The 3,954-nt window shown below is 39.1% G+C and carries 6 protein-coding genes; all 6 read right to left on the reverse strand.

Annotated features, from left to right (window positions below):
* On the reverse strand, positions 1 to 998 hold a 998-nt coding region (gene atpA, locus ACKPQ5_RS10855), incomplete at its 3' end, for a F0F1 ATP synthase subunit alpha (protein ID WP_407679130.1).
* A 14-nt stretch (positions 999 to 1,012) separates the two neighbouring features.
* The gene (locus ACKPQ5_RS10860) at positions 1,013 to 1,411 is read right to left on the reverse strand and encodes a F0F1 ATP synthase subunit delta (RefSeq protein ID WP_407679131.1); all 399 of its coding nucleotides are present in this window, start codon (positions 1,409 to 1,411) and stop codon (positions 1,013 to 1,015) included.
* A gap of 15 nt (positions 1,412 to 1,426) precedes the next feature.
* Positions 1,427 to 1,963 (reverse strand): F0F1 ATP synthase subunit B, encoded by a 537-nt coding sequence (gene atpF, locus ACKPQ5_RS10865; RefSeq protein WP_407679132.1) that lies wholly within the window; start codon positions 1,961 to 1,963, stop codon positions 1,427 to 1,429.
* Positions 1,964 to 1,993: 30 nt separating this feature from the next.
* Complete coding sequence (gene atpE / locus ACKPQ5_RS10870) at positions 1,994 to 2,239, reverse strand: ATP synthase F0 subunit C (RefSeq protein ID WP_407679133.1); 246 nt, start codon at positions 2,237 to 2,239, stop codon at positions 1,994 to 1,996.
* 65 nt (positions 2,240 to 2,304) lie between these two features.
* Positions 2,305 to 3,117 (reverse strand): F0F1 ATP synthase subunit A, encoded by an 813-nt coding sequence (locus tag ACKPQ5_RS10875; RefSeq protein ID WP_407679134.1) that lies wholly within the window; start codon positions 3,115 to 3,117, stop codon positions 2,305 to 2,307.
* 236 nt (positions 3,118 to 3,353) lie between these two features.
* On the reverse strand, positions 3,354 to 3,954 hold a 601-nt coding region (gene trmB, locus ACKPQ5_RS10880), incomplete at its 5' end, for a tRNA (guanine(46)-N(7))-methyltransferase TrmB (protein WP_407679135.1).

Raw genomic sequence — 3,954 nt, forward strand, 5'->3', positions numbered from 1 at the left:
CCCATTTGAGTTTCGATAATGGGCAGTGCCGTAAGAGAACCATTTCCATTATCTTCGTTCAGTCTGGCGGAACGCTCTAATAATCTGGAATGAAGGTAAAATACATCGCCAGGATAAGCTTCTCGTCCTGAAGGTCTTTTGAGAATTAAAGAAATTTGACGGTATGCAACTGCATGTTTTGAAAGATCATCATAAACAATTAGTGCATCCATACCGTTTTCCATGAACCACTCACCCATTGCACATCCTGCATAGGGAGCGAGGTATTGGTTTGCGGGATTATCGGCAGCAGGAGCAGAAACAATCGTCACATACTCCATTGCACCCGTTTCTTCAAAAACCTTGATCGTACGAGCTACATTTGAATTTTTTTGTCCAACGGCTACATAAATACAATAGACAGGTCGAAAATTAGCATCTCCCGACTCCTTTCCTTTTTTATTAATCTTTGCCTGGTTGATAATCGTATCAATTGCAATGGTAGTCTTTCCCGTGGAACGATCTCCGATGATCAGTTCTCGCTGTCCACGTCCGATCGGAATCATTGAGTCCACCGCCATTATTCCTGTTTGAAGAGGCTGTGTAACTGATTTGCGAGGTATAATTCCTGGTGCAATGCGCTCGACTGGGTAGGTTATATCAGAGTCAATTGGACCTTTCTCATCTATGGGTCTACCGACCGCATCCACAACTCGTCCGAGTAATCCTTTGCCGACTGGTACTGATAGAAGTTTGCCTGTTGTTCGAGCTTCATCTCCTTCTTTTAGCAAACTTGTCTCACCGAGAAGTACACAGCCAACGGAATCTTCTTCCAGATTGAGTGCGATTCCTAAAACATTGTTAGGAAATTCGACCATTTCGTTGTACATGACTTTTGATAAGCCCTCAACTCTGGCAACACCATCAGCAAGTGTAGCAATTGTACCCACATTTGTGCGGGTGGCGTCGGTGGAAAGATTTTCAATTTCCTTGCGAATTAAATCAGTTATGGAACTCATTAGGTTTATTCAAATTATGTGAGAGATTTTTTAAGTCGTGCGATTCTACTGGCGATAGAGTCTTCGTAAACATCGTCTCCGATGCGCATTCTGAATCCGGCAATAAGAGGTCGATTTTCTTGAATCAATAGATTTATTTTTTTTCCTCGAGCGAGAGAGATTTTATCCGAAATAAGGTTAGAGGAGGAATCGGCATTTGAGTCAAATTTTTCAAGGCTGCCCTCGTAAGTATTGATCTGTCGTTTAATCAAAGTGAGGAACTTGCGCAGAATAGGCAAAGCTCTTCGAGCTGGCTCTTTTTTTAATTCGGTTAGGATATGGTTAATTTTCTCAGGTTCTACCCTACCCTCTTCATTTAAAGAAAGCACAACCAATCCCTTTGCGATTTTTGAGCTCTTTGCTTCTTTTAACATCAGAGAAGTGCGGTTTTAGGCAGAGAATTTAATTTCTTTTGCCGCTGATTCAGAAAATCGAGATTTCTCATCGTCTCCGAGTTCGCGTTGAAGAACTTTGCTTGCTGTTAAGACAACAAGAGAAGCAATCTCCTCCCTTGCATCATTTAACACTCTTTGTCGTTCAAGTGCCATAGAACTTCTAGCTTTCTCAATGATTTCTTCAGCCTGTTTACGCGCTTCTTCTTTTTGTGACTCAATGTAAGACTTTGCTTTCTCTTGAGCCAATGCTATAGTTTTTTTTGCCTCAAGTGAAGCTTCTTGCAATGTCTCTTGTTGTTGTTTTTCGGTTGATTCGAGTTCAAGTTTGATCTTCTCGGCATTTTTTAAAGAGTCTGCTATTTTCTCTTCCCGTTCTTTAATTGTTAAAAGAACTTTCTTTAAACCAAAATGCCAAATTATAACAGCAACGAGGATAAAATTAAAACCTTGAGCAACGAGCAAAGGCCAATCAATCCCAAACTTCTCAACGATGCCTGATGTCGTTTCAGATAAACTTGCCAAGGTAATCATAGATTTCACCAGGGTTAAGAGAATATAGGATTACAGGAATAACGAGTAAAACGCAACCGCTTCGGCAAGCGCCATACCGATGATAGACTGAACTAGAATTTGGCCCGATGCATCCGGATTTCTTCCTACAGCTTCCACACCTTTCATTCCAACAATACCAACCCCGATTGCTGCCCCAAGACACCCAAGTGCTCCTTGTATACTTCCAGTAATTCCAGTTGCTTGTTCAGTTAGTTCGGGTGCTTGGTCAGCTGCTTGTGCGATTATGTCGATCATGATAATTTAATTTTAATGTTGTTGATTATGTTCGCCCACGCTCTTGGATGGTCGCGAATAGAAATTTAGTGATTTTCTTCCTCATGGTTACAGATTAGCCCAATGTACACAGAGACTAAAAGCATAAATACCATCGCTTGCACGAGTCCGATTAGAACTTCCATGAAATAAAATGGAATCGGAGCAATGGCCATAGAAATATTGATTAAAGTTTCGTTTAATTTAAGGTTTTCGCCCAGGTAAAACATGCTGTGCAACAAACTTTCCCCTCCGTACACATTTCCAAATAAACGAAACGTGAGAGACACGGGCCTGAAAAGAATGGACAGCACTTCAATGAAACCAACCGCGATAAAAAGGATACCTAGTAGGCCAAAAATTAAAAAATTGACCTGTGTTTTGTCGGCTTTATTACCGAACCAATCTTTAATTATAGCTTTTAAACCCGCGTATCTGACAATAAAGTAAACCCAGCATAAATTAGCTACTAAGGCTAAAGCCAAAGTCATATTTAAGTCCGCATTACCTGGACGGATTAAAGGTTTTGTAATTTTAAAATGATTTCCTTCTTGAATTCCTTGTCCAATTGTACCAACGCCAGGTAATAATGCACTCCAGTTATGGATCAATATAAAAATAAAAAGCCCTGATAATAACCAAAATGACGGGTAGAAAACTTTTTTACCTACAATTGGTTCTAATATGGTGCGGAGTGAAGTGATTGCTGACTCTACAATTAATTGTCCTTTTGAGGGAATGAGTGAAGTCCTGCCAACTAGAAGTTTAACAATAATCACTATTGCGATAGATATGATCCAACTGGTAACCATAGAATTGGTAACTGGAAATACTCCAAGTTTGAATATTTCTTCGGACACTAAACTAACACCTTCACCTGAGGCGAGCACAGGTAATGATGTAACTAGGAAGGAGAATGGTATTAGAAGCTTCAAAACAAGATGTGCACTATAAGTTTTGTTTAACCAAGGTCAACGAGGTTTTTCTATTTTTAAGCTTAAATTGCTAAATACATGAACGGTCACCCTTGAATAGAATAATAAGGTGCCAGTTTGTGTTTACATAGTAAGTCGTAAATTAACTCCATAAGTCCAGCTTATAGCCAATTGGCTGACAAACTTGAAAAATCGGGCAATAGTTCCTGAAAGTAACTTTCGTGTTCAAGTGGCCAGTCATGATTTGATAATTCCCAGGAATCAGAAATTTGAATTTGTGTCTTAGTCCACTCAAAATATTCAACATGGTCAGTTCTGAAAAATAATCTACTTTGAGAATGAGTATGAAGCTTAAGTAATTTAAGAAATGAATCCTGTATCAACCTTCTTTTATGATGTTTCTTTTTGGGCCATGGGTCAGGGAAAAAAACGAATACATTGGTAAATACTAATTCTTTAGGTTTGTAATTAATAAACTCAATTGCTTCCGCTTTTAAAAAGCACAAGTTAGTATTTTTAGCATTTTCTTTTTTTACTGTCGCTTTTTCAATTCGTTTGGAAATTAGGTCAATACCGATGCATATTTTTGTTTTATTTCGCTGCGCATATTCATTAATCCAATGCCCGTGCCCACAACCAATCTCTAAATCAATTGAGTGCTTATTCGTTGAATTGATAAGCGGAGTAATCTGGTTGGAGAAAAACTGCCTTACCCTACCCTCTCGCTCCTTTTGGAGGGAAAAAGTTTTAAGAAAGTAGTCC

It is taken from the genome of Candidatus Seribacter sulfatis (assembly GCF_964187635.1).
Classification (GTDB): Bacteria; Verrucomicrobiota; Verrucomicrobiia; order Opitutales; family Seribacteraceae; genus Seribacter; species Seribacter sulfatis.

What these genes read in the sequence shown, in the direction of transcription:
- ACKPQ5_RS10860 (WP_407679131.1), bottom strand. Translation starts at nt 1,411, where the DNA reads ATGTTAAAAGAAGCAAAGAGCTCAAAAATCGCAAAGGGATTGGTTGTG.
- atpF (WP_407679132.1), bottom strand. Translation starts at nt 1,963, where the DNA reads ATGATTACCTTGGCAAGTTTATCTGAAACGACATCAGGCATCGTTGAG.
- atpE (WP_407679133.1), bottom strand. Translation starts at nt 2,239, where the DNA reads ATGATCGACATAATCGCACAAGCAGCTGACCAAGCACCCGAACTAACT.